The sequence below is a fragment of the Lachnospira sp. CLA-JM-H23 genome (assembly GCF_040096425.1).
GTDB lineage: Bacteria > Bacillota > Clostridia > Lachnospirales > Lachnospiraceae > Lachnospira > Lachnospira rogosae.
The window spans coordinates 162,371-176,973 of sequence record NZ_JBBMET010000007.1; the positions used below are offsets into that span (position 1 = coordinate 162,371).

Below are 14,603 nucleotides of genomic sequence, written 5' to 3' on the forward strand. Positions count from 1 at the left end.
CAAGCGTATAATAAAAATTAGGTAAGGTAAATTATTAGTTAAATGTATAGACAGAATGGAGGATAATATGACAAAAGTAGATATTATATCAGGATTTTTGGGAGCAGGTAAGACTACTCTTATTGCAAAGCTTTTAAAAGAAGGACTTGCTGGTGAGCAGGTTGTGCTTATAGAAAATGAATTTGGCGAGATAGGTATTGATGGCGGTTTCTTAAAGGAGTCAGGCGTTGAAATCAGAGAGATGAATTCAGGCTGCATATGCTGTTCTTTAGTTGGTGATTTCGGAACATCTTTAAAGGAAGTTGTTGAGAAGTACCACCCAGACAGAATTATTATCGAACCATCAGGTGTTGGAAAGCTTTCAGACGTTATTAAGGCTGTAAAGGATCTTCATATTGAGAATGAAATCCGTTTAAACAGTGCTTCAACAGTAGCCGATGCTTCTAAGGTAAAGGTATATATGAAGAACTTTGGTGAGTTCTTTAACAACCAGATTGAGCACGCTGGAACTATTATTCTTAGTAGAACACAGAATGTGTCAGAAGCCAAGTTAAAGACAGATATTGAACTTATCAGATCACTTAATAAGGATGCTCATATTATAACAACTCCTTGGGATGATATTGATGGCAAGCAGATACTTGATGCTATGGAAAATGTTACTAATCTTGAACTTGAAATGCTTGCAGAGGCAGCAGCAAAGGTTGCAGAGGAACACGAACATCACCATCATCACGATGGCGAGTGTGGCTGCGGACACGACCACCACGATGAAGAGCATGAACATCACCATCACGATGGCGAGTGTGGCTGCGGACACGACCACCACGATGAAGAACACGAACATCACCATCATCACGATGATGAATGTGGCTGCGGACATGACCACCACGATGAAGAGCATGAACATCATCATCACGATGGCGAGTGTGGCTGTGGACATCATCACGAGCATGGTCATCACCACGCCGATGAAGTATTTACAAGCTGGGGCGTAGAAACTCCTAACAAGTATGACAAGGAAGAACTTTCAGAGATATTAAGAAAGCTTTCTGAGACAGATGATTATGGTAACATCTTAAGAGCTAAGGGTATGCTTCCTTGCACAGATGGTAAGTGGATGTTCTTTGACCTTGTACCAGAAGAATATGAAATCAGGGAAGGTAAGCCTGATTTTACAGGAAGAATATGTGTAATAGGAGCAGAATTAAAAGAAGCTGCTCTTAAAGAATTATTTAATGTATAATTGCGGAAGTTAAAGTACTGGACAATCCGCAGACATCACAGACTGGGGGCATAAGCCCCCAGTGTTATATATAGTTAGAATAGATGGAGGACATATAATGGCACAGGAAGAGTATCAGATTCCTATATTTTTAATAAATGGCCAGTTAGATAGTGGCAAGACCAGATTTATCTCAGATACTATAGCAATGGGACAGTTTGCAGAGGCAAAGAATAAGCTCCTTATCGTATGTGAGGAAGGCGAAGAAGAATACAGCGAGAAGCTTTTAAAAGATAATGGTGTGGATATGGTAGTTCTTGAAAAAGAAGAATTAACAGAAGCCAAGCTTAATGAACTTGATAAAGAGTATGACCCTTGGATAGTAATTGTTGAGTATAATGGTATGTGGGATCCAGCCCTTCTTATGGGAACAGCTAAGCCAAGAGGCTGGGAGATATACCAGTCAATAACACTTATTGATGCTACAGCATTCAATCTTCAGTGGAACAATATGAGATCAATAATTGCAGAGACTGTTAAGTATACAGATATGGTTATATTTAACAGATGTAAGTCAGGTATGGATCTTGGAAGCTACAGAAGAAGTATGAGAGCACTTAATAACACACTTCAGATTGTATTTGAGGACGATAAGGGAGAGATGATGTCAATTGCAGAACAGCTTCCTTATGATGTTAATGCGGATATTATCGAGGTTGATGATGCTGATTATGGAATATGGTATATGGATGTATCAGAAAGACCAGATGTATATGTTGGCAAGAAAGTAAGATTTAAGGGTCAGGTATTAAAGAATAAATATTTCAAAGATAAGAACTTTGTACCAGGACGAAAGGTTATGACATGCTGTGCTGAGGATACACAGTTTATTGGCTATATAAGCTTTTATAATAACATTGCTTCTTTAGAGAATAGACAGTGGATAATGGTTACAGCAACAATCAAGAATGAATTCCAGATGGCATACAAGAAGAAAGGACCTGTTCTTTATGTAGAAAAGGTTGAAAATGCAGAGCCACCAGTGGAAGAGATGGTTTATTTCTAGGATTGCAGTGTAGAGAAAATGGAATGTTCTATTATACATTTTTGAATAAATCGGACATATATAACAATTAGTAATACGGCTGGAGAGAACAATGATACAGGATATATTTCCTAATAGACTTGATAACCAATATGTAGAATGCAGTCCGCAGGATAATGATGTAATCTTCTTCTTTGAGGGTTCATCACTTCTTGCGAAGTATATTAAAGAAGATACATTAACTTATCCACTGTACAAGCAGTTCATACAGGGGATAAAGACAGGCATATTAAAAGATTCTGTTGATAATTATTCATTTACATACCTTTTATCTGTAGATGATACGAAATATTTTCTTGCACAGAGAAAAGGCGAATTATTAAGAGGTCAATATGCTGGTGAAATGGCAGATTCCAAAGTGCATAAAGAGTATACATCGGTAGTGGAAGGATTTTCATTTGTCGGGGTAGATTCATTTAGGAAAGCTAAACCGAAAGCTACAGCATTTGCTGCGATAACAGCATATCATCTATATGGCTGGTACAGGGACAATCATTATTGTGGAAGATGTGGCAGACCTACAATACACGATAATAAAGAGCGTATGGTAAAGTGTCCGGTATGTGGCAATATGGTATTCCCAAAGATAAGTCCTGCGGTTATCGTGGCAGTTACAGATAACGACAGAGTACTGCTTACAAAGTATGCAGGAAGAACATATAAGAATTATGCTTTAGTCGCGGGCTTTAATGAGGCTGGAGAGACGATAGAGCAGACAGTCAGGCGTGAGGTAATGGAAGAAGTAGGACTTAAGGTCAAGAACCTTAAATATTACAAGAGCCAGCCTTGGGGACTTAGCGGTTCACTGCTTTCAGGGTTTTTCTGTGAGCTTGATGGTGATGATAAAATCACATTGCAGGAAGATGAATTATCACTTGGAACCTGGGTTAAGGCAGACGACCTTGACTTAGAAGATGATGGAATAAGTCTTACAAGAGAGATGATATTAAAATTCAAAAAAGAGCATACAATTATTCAGTCTAATTAGAATAATACATAATTATTAAGCATAGAATTATCCCAAACATATGTGGGGTGGTTCTATGCTTAATTGGTTATGGGGCTTTATGATTATCATAGGAATAGTATACGCCCTTATCACAGGTAATATAGAAAGTGTCACGCAGGGGGCATTTGCCTCCGCCAAGGAAGCTGTCACATTATGTATAACTATGTTCGGTATTATGTCATTCTGGTGCGGTCTTATGGAAATAGCAGAAAAATCAGGACTTATAGACAAGTGCAGATACATGATAGAGCCTCTTATAAAATGGCTGTTTCCGGGGGTTCCAAGCAGCTCCAAAGCATTTGGCTATATAGTTACCAATATGATATCTAATTTTCTTGGACTTGGCTGGGCGGCTACACCGGCAGGAATAAAGGCTATGAAAGAGATGGCAGTGCTTAATGAGAATAAGAATATAGCAAGCTGTGATATGTGTACATTTCTTGTGATTAACATTTCTTCAATTCAGTTAATTCCAGTAAATATAATAGCATACAGAAGCCAGTACAAAAGTCCTGACCCGACTGCAATACTATTTCCCTCAATAATAGCAACAACTATAAGCACGCTTGCGGCTGTTATATTTTGCAGGGTTATGACAAGGAGGGAGCGATGATGACTAAGATTTCAGCGTATATAATGCCGCTTGTCATATTGATTATTGTTGGATATGGAATGTACAAAAAGAGTGATAATTACGATAACTTTGTAAATGGTGCAGAGGATGGAATGAGGACAGTGGTTTCAATAGCACCTACACTGATTGGGCTTATGGTTGCGGTCGGAGTATTAAGAGCTTCTGGATTTCTTGATTTTATAGCTGAACTTTTAAGCGGTGTGTGTGGAAAGCTTGGAATACCGGCAAGCATAGTGCCGCTTATTATAGTAAGGCTGTTCAGTTCGTCAGCTGCAACCGGACTTAGCCTTGATATATTCAAGCAGTACGGAACAGACTCATATACAGGACTTATAACATCTATACTTATGGGGTGTACAGAAACAGTATTTTACACAATGTCAGTATATTATATGGCGGCTCGCATTAAAAAAACGCGCTGGACACTTGCTGGTGCATTAATTGCAACAGCGGCAGGCATAGCTGCGAGTGTCATTCTTGCGCGTTATTGTTAATTATTATTTTTTCAGATTTTTCATAGCAATATTGATGTCTACATTGCCTGATACACCATTTATTGAACCTGTGCTTGTATACTGCCACATAGCGTATTTGTAGGGATAATATGGAGAGGCAGTCTGATAACCGGCGAACCATTTATCATAACCTTCAAGTCTTTCAAGTTCAACATTATCCATAAAATACAAAAGATTACTGTAGATTAATGGAGTATATCCAGCAGCTTTAATTGTGTCGCAAAATGCGATTATTACGTCAGTTAATTCACTAGCCGAAAGATTTTCCTGACGGAAGCTGTCATTTTCTATAGCTTCTACGTCAATAGCGATTGGGTATGTAATATTATAAGGCTTTACAAGAGTAAGTACATAGTTGGCTTCTTCGATAGCTTCCTCTTTGTTAAGAGCCTGTGAATAGAAGTATACACCGACATCTATATTATTCTTGATAGCATTAGTTGTGTAAGTATTAAATGAACTATCTTCCACAAGAAGTCCTGAGCCATAAGCCCTGTAGCCACATCTAATCATAGCAAAATCCACACCGGCGGCTTTAACCTTGGCAAAATCCACATCAGAATTGTGCTTTGATAAATCAATTCCTGTATATGTCTTGGCATTAGTTCCTGAATAAGTCATCAATCCCTTATCATTGCGGGCAAAGGCTGATTTATCATATTCGCTTGCGGCAAGCTTAGGGTTAATATCGGCAAATACATAATTACCACTTCTATTGACATATACTATGTTGTCAGGATAAAGTTCTTTTAATAATGAGAGTGTAGATGAACCGCTCTCAAATCTGCTTCGGATAAGGTTAAGCATATCGTCTTTCTCAGTATTGCGTGCAGTTTCAATGTCCTTGTCCTCAATTCTTGCTACAGTATCAGCAGTTCTCTTGGAGTCGGTAACAAGCAGGACAATATTGGCTATTATTGAAGCGATGGCAGTAACAAGCAGAACAATTGTCAATACAGATAATTTGCTTTTGCCGCCAGTCCTGCTTTTATTCTTCTGTCTGGAATTAGCTTTCCAATCTGAACTGTTATCAGATTGGCTGTTGAAATTATTATCCATAGGTATCCCTCTTTTCTTTATAGTACATTAATGTGTAACCGCATATAAATAAATGATAACTACAGTGTAAACGAGCTGTATTTAAAAGTCAAATAGTAAAATGTAGTAATTGTATTAGAAAAATATAAAAAATATAAGAAAACATATTGACAATATACTAAATAAATAGTATATATAATGTACACCATATTTTTAATATACATCACATATTTAGAGTATATCAGATGCCTGCATAAGATATATGTTGGGTGCATATATTTCTGATTCTTTAGCCTTTTGAAGAAGGTATTTATAGCGTTTCTGCTCAGAATTCAATTGATATATATAACAATCTATAAGGTCTGGGTCAGTTGCGTTATCAAAGTTGGCATATGCGGCACTAAGCGCAGCCTTTGTCATATTAATTTCCTCAACAAGATATTTTTCATCATATGTAGCAGGATTTTTTTTCTTGCTGAACATTTTCAATAGAATTACCTCGTTTCCTCTTTTTTTATAAGTATAGTCAGTAATTGGTAATTCTATACATTAAATAGAATAATAGAGTTAAGACAACTGTATTGTGGTGGCAATTTATATATAAAGTTGTCTGATAAGATATGGGAGAATTAAAGAGAATATGACAGAGCAGTACATAAGATACGCCGCTATGTTTATTATCATAATGATGGCGGTGATTGATGATTACAGACGTTTTAAGGTGTCGAATAGAATTATAATTGCAGGAATGGTTATTGGTGTTGTTATTAATATGGGAAGCCTGATGTATGGAGGTGATGTGAGAGGGTATATATATGGCGGTATGGCAGGTTTTGCAATTATGTATATGGTGTATATATTTGGCGGCGTAGGTGCAGGAGATGTTAAGCTTCTTGCTGTGTGCGGACTGCTGATTGGTGTTACATATATTGTGAGGTTGATATGTGCGGCTATGGTATGTGGTGTATTAACAGGTGTATTAGAGAATGTTGGCGTAATTAAAGGCAGACAGGGTGTATGTATAAGAGATAATGTTTTAATAAAGCAGGGAAGACATACAATACATAGATTTCATTATACATATGCCTTGTGTCTTGGAGCGGCAATTATGGTGGTATTAAATATTAAAGCATAAAGCTGTAGATACTGTAATTAAGATTATATAGTGTATGGAGGAAAGTGTATTTGGCAAAAGATAATATATGCGTGATATATGACGATGATGAGAGTTATGCCAAAAGGCTTATGGGAATAATTAACGACAGTAAGGATATTCCCTACAGGGCTAAAGTGTTTACCAAAGAGGAGGAGTTTAACAGATACATTTTAGCTAATAAGACAGATGTGTTAATGGTTAATGAAGAACAATACACATATGGCATTAATCATGAGGATATTAAGACAGATGATAACAGCGTTATTGTTCTGTGTGAAGATGAGAAAGAAGCAGGAATTATTAATGATAAGAAAGAGAAAGGGCTTATCGGTGTGTGCAAATACCAGCCAGCTTACCAGCTTTTAGGGTCAATTACAAGACAAAGACCAGATAGAACGCAGAGGGTTGAGGATATTACCAGATATATCGGAGTGTATGGCTTTAATTCGACTTTAAGAGTGACTTTGGCAATGGTTATTGCGGCGGCATATTCTAAAAAGGGACGGACACTTTTTATCAATCTTGATGAATTCTCAGGCATTGAGCATATTATGATGTCTGACGGGTGTAGTAATCTGTCAGATGTATTCTATATGTTTAAGCAGGCAGGAGAGCATTTTACACAGCAGATTAGAGAATGTATAAAGGCGAATGAGTTATTTGACTATATACCGGCTGTGGTATGTGCTGATGATATATCGTATGTTAATGACAGGCTTATAAGTGGTCTGCTGGATGAGCTGGCACATAATTTAAAATATGATTATATTGTTGTTAATATATCAGAGGGAATTAACAAGCCTTGGAGCATTATGGGAAGATGCAGTAATGTATATATATCTGACAGTGGAGATTATATAGAGAATTGCAGATTTAATAATCTGAAAAGATATTTTATTGAAAGCGGGAAGGAAGCTATTGTTGACAGAATGATGAGAATTAATCTTAAGATGAAGGATACAATGGATGAGGGTTTTCTTAAAAGAATTATGTATACAGATGCGTATGGTTATGTAAGTTCTTTATTAGATATGGTGTAGAAATGACATAGAAGAAGTTAAGCATAGCATAGGGAGTAAGTATGAATAGCAGGCATTATGGAAGAATTATTCTTTGAATTAAAACAAAAAGTCTATGAAAAGCTTGATATTAATCTGGACGTGTCCGATGAGGATTTGTATAAGGTAATAGATGTATGTATATATGAGATTTCACAGCATAGGGCTATATCTGTCCATAACAGGGAACTTTTAAGGCAGCAGCTTTATAATTCAATTAAACGTCTTGATATATTACAGGAGTTACTGGAAGATGATGATATAACAGAGATAATGATTAATGGGTATAAAGATATATTTATTGAGAAGAAAGGCAGGATAACTAAATGGAATAAACAATTTGAAAGCAGAGAGAAGCTTGAAGATATAGCACAGAGAATAGCGGCGATGTCGAATAAGACAATTAATGAAGCGATACCTATTGTAGATACAAGGCTGGCTGATGGTTCAAGAGTGAATATGGTATTATCGCCGATAGCCATAGATGGACCAGTCATAACGATAAGAAAATTCTATGATACGCCAATAGATATTGACAGATTAATTGAGTTAGGTTCTATAACTAAGGAAGCGGCAGATTTTCTTGAATTACTTGTAAAATGCCGTTACAACATATTTGTTTCTGGTGGCACAGGAAGTGGTAAAACAACATTTCTTAATGCACTGTCTAATTTTATTCCCAAAGATGAGCGGGTTATTACAATTGAAGATTCGGCTGAATTGCAGATACAGGGGGTTGGCAATCTTGTAAGACTTGAAGTAAGAAAGTCCAATATGGAATGTGATAATGAAGTCTCAATAAGAGATCTTATAAGGTCAAGCCTAAGAATGAGACCTGACAGAATAATTGTAGGTGAAACAAGAGGTGAGGAGGCTCTTGATATGTTACAGGCAATGGGAACAGGACACGATGGCAGCCTGTCAACAGGACACAGTAATAGTTCTAAGGATATGCTTACAAGATTAAGGACAATGGTTCTTATGGGAATAGATATGCCAGCAGAAGCTATTGACAGGCAGATTGCTTCTGCAATAGACATAATTGTCCATTTAAAAAGAATGAGGGATAAGACAAGAAAGGTATGGGAGATTACAGAAGTATGTGGTTATAAGAATAATGAATTTGAACTTGTTCCATTATATAAGTACGTTGAGGAGGGCGAAGATAAAAATGGAAATATTATTGGCACACTTAAAAGACAGAATAACAGCCTTAAGAATACTGAAAAGCTTGAGTGGTCAAAAGACACAGGAACAATGCAATGTAAATCTTAATAAATTTATTAAACGGGCACATCTATCTGGTAGGAATGATTACATTTATCTTTTGCAGGCAGTATTGATAGTAACTGCTGTTTCTTATGTATTTTATGATAGTTTAATTCCAGTAATAATATTCAGCCCTTATGTTATTTATCATATTAAAAAGCAGAGGTTTAATGAAAGGTATCAGAAGGATAATGAGCTTATAAGACAGTTCAGAGATGGGATGCAGGCAGTCTCATTTGCGTTGAATACGGGTTACTCAATTGAGAATTCATTTGCAGAGGCATTGCAGGAACTGGTTATGCTGTATGGACAAAATGCAGTAATTGTTGCAGATTTTAATATGATTGTGAACAGAATAAGAAGAAATGAAAATCTTGAAGATATATTAGACGATTATGCAGCAAGTACCAATCTGGATGACATAAAATATTTTGCTGAAATATTCAGATATGCGAAAAGGAGCGGAGGTGATGTAATAGGAATTATAAAGCAGACCTCGCATATAATTCACGAAAAGGCAGAAGTCCAGCAGCAGATAGATACAATAATTACAGGAAAGAGGCTTGAGCAAAGAGTTATGGTATGTATGCCGCTGGTGATTACATTATATCTTAGATTAACATCTCCTGAATATATTGATGTTCTTTACGGCAATGTTATGGGAATTATAGTTATGACAATATGCCTTCTGATATATGCCGCCGCAGTTATGCTGGCACAGAAAATAACAGACATAAATATATGATACATATGATACGGCAGGTGGATAATATGAGGAGTGATTTAATATATAAGATAAGTGGAGTGTACAAATGGAAATAAAAAGACCAGAGCCGGGTGAAGAACCTGAACAGATAACGCTTGACGTTAAAGATGAGAATAGTGGAACTACTATAAGCATAGATACAGTTATTAGTCCAAGAAAGATGACTTATGAGGAAACGATGTCCTGCTTTGACAGGGCATATGATGAATTGCTGGATATTTTGCAAAAAGATAATGATTCACTGGATAATATTGTTATGTCAATTCAGTTCCCTGACAGCTTATGTAATGGGATTGTCAATATACATATATATCCGGAAGATTACCGGATTATAGATTATGACGGAACGGTATATAACGAAAATATTGGTGCAGGTGAAAGTGTAGAAACAGCATTGAATTATGTAATGTCGTATGAAGATTATACAAGAAACGGAGTAATAGATATTAATGTTAAATCATTAGGGGAAAATCCGCATAGTATGCTAACGACAGATAAGCAGACACTTAAAAGAATTATAGACAACGCATTAAATGAAAATGAGGATAAAGCTGTTATAGAACTGCCGGATACAATAAACAACACCAGTGTTACATATGCCTATGTGCAATCACAGACAGGAAGTAAGAATAATCTTTTATTTGCAGCTATGATTGTAATTTCTGTTATAGTGCTTATTTATTACAAGAAGAAAACCAAAGCTAAAGAGGAACAAAAGCTTAGGCAGAAGCAGTTACAGTATGACTATTCAGAGGTTATATCCAAGCTTACGCTTCTGCTTGGTGCAGGAATGACAGTACGCAGGGCGTGGGAGAAGATGATAGAAGATTATATGAGGAAAAAGAAAAGTGCTAAAGATGAGAGAATTGTGTATGAGCAGATGTATATAACAGATTGCCAGATAAAGTCAGGTATAAGTGAGTATAAGGCTTATGAAGAATTCGGACATAGATGTCAGACAAGAGAATACCTGAAATTAGCATCACTATTACAGACTAATATAAAGAAAGGAACAAAAGAGTTAAAAGAATTATTATATCAGGAATCCTATGATGCATTTGAACAAAGAAAGAGCCTTGCAGTTAAGAAAGGAGAGGAGGCAGCAACAAGATTATTAATGCCTATGTTTATGCTGTTGATAGTGGTAATGATAATTGTTATGGTGCCAGCAGTCATAAGCTTTCAAGTGTAAAAATGCAGGACAGGTCATAAAAATAAGTTACAAGAACAGGTAGAAGTTCTGTTTATGTGAAGATTGGTATCGTTGCGTGCAGGATACTAATCTTTCAGGAAGCAATACATAACTTTAAGGAGAAATATATACATTGTAGGAAAATGTATAATTTTTGGGAGAAAATGTATGCCTTGTAGGAAAATGTATAATTTTTGGGAGAAAATGTATGCCTTGTAGGAAAATGTATAATTTTTAGAAAGAAATGCACGCAGAAAAGAGGATAAATATGGGAAATAGAATAGCACAAAATGTAATAATAAAGTCAGTTAAGAAATTCTGGAATGAAGAAGATGGAATGGGTGTTGTCGAAATAGTTCTTATTACAGTTGTTCTGATTGGCCTTGTAATAATATTTAAAAGCCAGATAACATCATTAGTCAATAAGCTTTTATCAAAGATGACTTCCCAGGCTAACAAAATATGATAGCTGTCAGTAGGGGCAATAATGCTGTTAGTTATGGTGTCCATAATATACGTAATGCTGTTAATTGTGATGTCCATAATATATATAATGCTGGTTGTGGTATGAGCAGTGATATGTGTAATAAGGACATTTTACATATATCATTGCCGGCACAATTGACAGTTATGGCGGCAATGGTATTAATGGTTGTGATTTCCCTGATTACAACGTGCATTAAGTCATCACTGCAATCAGGGTATTATACTGTTGTTAAACAGAGCTGCAGGTTGTCGGAGGAGTCAGTATTTGCAAGTTATAATAACCAGCTGCTTAAAGATTTTAATATATTTGCATTGAATAAATCGGACATACTCAATAATAAACTGTGCAGTTATATTAACGAAAATATAAGCAGTTATTCACCAGATATAAGCTTATCAGATTGTGCTTTTAATATGTTTTCGTATATGACAGATAATGAGGGATATGGTGTCGAGGAGCAGATTGTTAAGGCTATGGAATATGGAATGTATAGCAATGTGCTTGATAAAGAACAACAGTCTATTCTAAGTGGCGAAGAACAGGAGAATGTCCAGAATGATAAAGAACAAGAGTCTGTTCAAGCTGATAATGAATGTAAGTATGTTAGATGTGGTGAAAATTTAAGTGAGGCACAGGCATATTCTGAGCAGTTTATGGAAGATAATGAAAACTTAAAAAAGGATCTGGCTGATATGTTAGAGCAGTCTGATGATGGTGATATGCAGTATGAAGATAGACAGAAAGAACAGATTAATACTTCGTTAAATGCAGTATGGCAGTTGTATGAATACCTGAAGTCAGGAATTTGTGAGACTGTGACAGAAGGCAGGATTTCTAACAAATATATAGAAATACAGGAGCTTGCAGATGAATACATTAAGAGCCGTGACATTTCTTTTATAAATAAAGATGAAATAAAAAGAAGCATCGAAGCAAGCAGGAATGAAGATACATTAAAGAAAAATGTATTAAGCACGGAATATGTTGCGAAGCATTTTATCTGTTATACGGACACATCACTGGGTGATAATGACAGAGCAGGAAGCAGTGCTTTATTAGATTATGAAATGGAATATATTATTGGAGGTGAACATAATGACAGAAAGAATGTATACAAGGTAATTAATCAGTTAGCTGTTATAAGAGAGGGTGTTAACCTATCTTATCTTATAAGTTCACAGGATAAGATGTCAGAGGCTTATATGCTGGCGGCGGCACTGGTGGGAGTTACTGGCTGTGATCTGGCAGTCAGGCTTGTGCAGTACATTATTGTTTCGATATGGGCATACGCTGAATCTATAGTTGAGTTAAGAAAATTGCTGGCAGGAGAAACAATAGCTCTTATTAAGAACAGGGATAACTGGATATTACAGCTAAGTTCATTAGTAGATGAAAAGCTGAATTTGCAATCCCTGATAAATAATATTACATCATATGAGGCTGTGAATAATAATAAAGTTGAGGAAAATGGCAGGGATAATGGTATTGGTTATAAAGAATATTTAAAGCTGTTAATTATGTTTATGAACAAATCGGACAGAAATTACCGCATTGCAGCATTAATGGAATTAAGAATGATTATGTATGGGCACAGCGGATTCAGAATGAAGAATTACATATATGCAGCTTTCGGAGCTGCACATTTTAAGATGAATGGAACAGGCAGTGTGTACAGGCAGAAGCTGTCATACAGTTATATTTAGCAAATGTGCCTTTCTACACAGAATAAGTTGGTTGATTATATTTAAGAAGGGAGGAAAGATAAGATTTACCCGCAGAAAAAAGAAAATGGAGTGCATAGTATTATGCGGACAATCCATAACTACAGGAATTTAATAACGCCAGTAATTAATAGAATATTATCAAGAACCATAAAGTGTAGCAAGGCACATAACTTAAATGCTTCGGCAAGTGTGGAGGGAGCAATTGTAATTCCTCTGTTTATATATGCTGTTATGTCAATTATGTTTATTATGCAGGTTATAGCAGTGCGAATCCACATCAACAATGCCTTTTATGTGACATTAAGAAAATGTGCAGGCTATGTATATGTTTATGAAAATAGTGGAAATGTCCCAAAGGGAATGGTGGCAGAGACAATAAGACGACTGCTTATAGACGAGATAGGAACAGATTATGCTGCTGACCATAACATAATGGGTGGTAATGCCGGAATTATGTTTATGAGTTCTAAGATATTAAATAACAATTCAGTTATAGATATAAAGCTTACATACAGTATCAAAAATCCTTTTGATATATTTGGTCTGTCTACAATAAGAGTTACCGACAGAAAGAGGATAAATGCGTGGCTTGGGGAGGATAAAGATAATTTTGCAGGAAATGTGTCAGATAAAGAATATGTGTACATTACAGCCGGGGGCGAAGTATATCATACTAATAAGGAATGTACATATTTGTTAAGATACATATTGGAGGCTGACAGGTCATGTATGGATGTTTTAAGGAATGCTTCGGGTGCTAAATATTATTCGTGTGAACATTGCGGACAGACAAAAGATACAACATCAATTTATTATACATTATATGGGACAAGATACCACAGCTCGCGTAATTGTACAGAACTTAAAAGAAATATTCAGAAAGTCAGTAAAGACAGTGTCAGTGACCGCAGGTTGTGCGAAAAGTGTCAGGAATAAGACAGGGGGGAGCAGATGTTAAAGACATTATATTTGATTATATGGCTTGCGGCGATGTCATACGCAGATATAAAAAGAAGAAAGATTAACATTATAAGTATTGTGGTTATGGGAGCTGGTATTATTATGCTGCATTTAGCAGACGTTATTGATGGAAGTGAATTAGAGCTACATTTATTGATTAGAGATTATTATATTCCGGCAGTTATTATAGGAGCAGGTCTTTATATTATTGCACGGATCACACATATAACAGGTGAGGCTGATGCAATAGTAATAGCATATATAACTGTGCTTAAAGGAATGTATATAACGATACAGACAGTGTTGTTATCTATGTTTCTAATAATTATCGCCGGGGGAACGTTGATAGCAGGAGGAAGAATGAAGCTAAGGACGTCTATGCCATATATACCATTTTTGTTGGTGTCATTAGTGTGTTGTGTTATTGGTGGTGGAACTATATTAAGAACTTTATTACAGTAACAG

The 14,603-nt window shown here is 36.0% G+C and carries 16 protein-coding genes; 14 read left to right on the forward strand and 2 right to left on the reverse strand.

Features of this window, described 5'->3' with window-relative positions; translation table 11 throughout:
* The first annotated feature begins 67 nt into the window (after positions 1-67).
* From WMO42_RS10375 to WMO42_RS10395, 5 genes are all read left to right on the forward strand, one after another.
* Positions 68-1,246 (forward strand): CobW family GTP-binding protein, encoded by a 1,179-nt coding sequence (locus WMO42_RS10375; RefSeq protein WP_022502474.1) that lies wholly within the window; start codon positions 68-70, stop codon positions 1,244-1,246.
* 97 nt (positions 1,247-1,343) lie between these two features.
* Positions 1,344-2,291, forward strand: coding sequence for a GTP-binding protein (locus WMO42_RS10380; protein ID WP_055177505.1), 948 nt, complete (start codon positions 1,344-1,346; stop codon positions 2,289-2,291).
* A 91-nt stretch (positions 2,292-2,382) separates the two neighbouring features.
* On the forward strand, positions 2,383-3,318 hold the full coding sequence (gene nudC, locus WMO42_RS10385) for an NAD(+) diphosphatase (RefSeq protein WP_349192220.1): 936 nt from the start codon (positions 2,383-2,385) through the stop codon (positions 3,316-3,318).
* Between the two features lie 55 nt (positions 3,319-3,373).
* Entirely contained in the window at positions 3,374-3,952 is a 579-nt protein-coding gene (locus WMO42_RS10390) for a nucleoside recognition domain-containing protein (RefSeq protein WP_349153863.1), read from the forward strand.
* Positions 3,949-4,467, forward strand: coding sequence for a nucleoside recognition domain-containing protein (locus WMO42_RS10395; RefSeq protein ID WP_349153864.1), 519 nt, complete (start codon positions 3,949-3,951; stop codon positions 4,465-4,467). The genes WMO42_RS10390 and WMO42_RS10395 overlap by 4 nt, the downstream gene beginning before the upstream one ends.
* 3 nt (positions 4,468-4,470) lie before the next feature.
* On the opposite strand, the gene WMO42_RS10400 is transcribed toward WMO42_RS10395, so the two are convergent.
* Both WMO42_RS10400 and WMO42_RS10405 read right to left on the reverse strand, forming a co-directional pair.
* Entirely contained in the window at positions 4,471-5,547 is a 1,077-nt protein-coding gene (locus WMO42_RS10400; RefSeq protein ID WP_349192222.1) for a glycoside hydrolase family 25 protein, read from the reverse strand.
* A 210-nt stretch (positions 5,548-5,757) separates the two neighbouring features.
* Complete coding sequence (locus tag WMO42_RS10405) at positions 5,758-6,009, reverse strand: YaaL family protein (protein ID WP_090140389.1); 252 nt, start codon at positions 6,007-6,009, stop codon at positions 5,758-5,760.
* Between the two features lie 157 nt (positions 6,010-6,166).
* Here WMO42_RS10405 and WMO42_RS10410 point away from each other — a divergent pair, with 157 nt between their 5' ends.
* The 9 genes from WMO42_RS10410 to WMO42_RS10450 all read left to right on the forward strand — a co-directional run bounded on the left by WMO42_RS10410 (position 6,167) and on the right by WMO42_RS10450 (position 14,600).
* Entirely contained in the window at positions 6,167-6,661 is a 495-nt protein-coding gene (locus tag WMO42_RS10410; protein WP_055177515.1) for an A24 family peptidase, read from the forward strand.
* Positions 6,662-6,711: 50 nt separating this feature from the next.
* Positions 6,712-7,722, forward strand: coding sequence for a hypothetical protein (locus tag WMO42_RS10415; protein ID WP_022502466.1), 1,011 nt, complete (start codon positions 6,712-6,714; stop codon positions 7,720-7,722).
* Between the two features lie 57 nt (positions 7,723-7,779).
* Positions 7,780-9,015, forward strand: a complete 1,236-nt coding sequence (locus tag WMO42_RS10420; protein ID WP_349192224.1) for a CpaF family protein — start codon at positions 7,780-7,782, stop codon at positions 9,013-9,015.
* A gap of 64 nt (positions 9,016-9,079) precedes the next feature.
* Positions 9,080-9,754, forward strand: a complete 675-nt coding sequence (locus WMO42_RS10425) for a type II secretion system F family protein (RefSeq protein WP_022502464.1) — start codon at positions 9,080-9,082, stop codon at positions 9,752-9,754.
* Between the two features lie 67 nt (positions 9,755-9,821).
* On the forward strand, positions 9,822-10,967 hold the full coding sequence (locus tag WMO42_RS10430; protein WP_349192226.1) for a hypothetical protein: 1,146 nt from the start codon (positions 9,822-9,824) through the stop codon (positions 10,965-10,967).
* 268 nt (positions 10,968-11,235) lie between these two features.
* Complete coding sequence (locus WMO42_RS10435; RefSeq protein WP_022502462.1) at positions 11,236-11,433, forward strand: Flp1 family type IVb pilin; 198 nt, start codon at positions 11,236-11,238, stop codon at positions 11,431-11,433.
* On the forward strand, positions 11,430-13,157 hold the full coding sequence (locus WMO42_RS10440) for a DUF5702 domain-containing protein (protein ID WP_349192228.1): 1,728 nt from the start codon (positions 11,430-11,432) through the stop codon (positions 13,155-13,157). The genes WMO42_RS10435 and WMO42_RS10440 overlap by 4 nt, the downstream gene beginning before the upstream one ends.
* Before the next feature lie 102 nt (positions 13,158-13,259).
* Entirely contained in the window at positions 13,260-14,114 is an 855-nt protein-coding gene (locus WMO42_RS10445) for a hypothetical protein (RefSeq protein WP_349192229.1), read from the forward strand.
* Between the two features lie 15 nt (positions 14,115-14,129).
* A complete protein-coding gene (locus WMO42_RS10450; protein WP_022502459.1) occupies positions 14,130-14,600 on the forward strand; it encodes a hypothetical protein in 471 nt (156 codons plus the stop codon).
* The last annotated feature ends 3 nt before the right edge of the window (positions 14,601-14,603 follow it).